The sequence below is a fragment of the Actinoplanes rectilineatus genome (assembly GCF_000962825.1).
GTDB lineage: Bacteria > Actinomycetota > Actinomycetes > Mycobacteriales > Micromonosporaceae > Actinoplanes > Actinoplanes rectilineatus.
On the sequence record NZ_JZKF01000249.1, the window covers coordinates 1 to 392 of the forward strand.

1 rRNA gene is annotated in these 392 nt (G+C 54.3%); it reads right to left on the bottom strand.

What is annotated here, in order from left to right:
• A 23S ribosomal RNA gene (locus tag WH85_RS46315) occupies window positions 1–325 on the bottom strand; the annotation flags it as partial.
• Between the last annotated feature and the right edge of the window lie 67 nt (window positions 326–392).

Below are 392 nucleotides of genomic sequence, written 5' to 3' on the forward strand. Positions count from 1 at the left end.
TCCCACAACCCCGAATACGCAACCCCTGACAGGTATCACACGTATAAGGTTTAGGCTACGTCCGCTTTCGCTCGCCACTACTCACGGAATCACGTTTGTTTTCTCTTCCTACGGGTACTGAGATGTTTCACTTCCCCGCGTTCCCCTCACATGCCCTATGAATTCAGGCATGGATGACACGACATGACTCGTGCCAGGTTTCCCCATTCGGACACCCTGGGATCACAGCTAGTTTGGCAGCTCCCCCAGGCCTATCGCGGCCTACCACGTCCTTCATCGGCTCCTGGTGCCAAGGCATCCACCGTTCGCCCTTGACAACTTAACCACAAAAAACAAGATGCTCGCGTCCACTGTGCAATTCTCAACCAACGACCAACCCACAACCCACACAG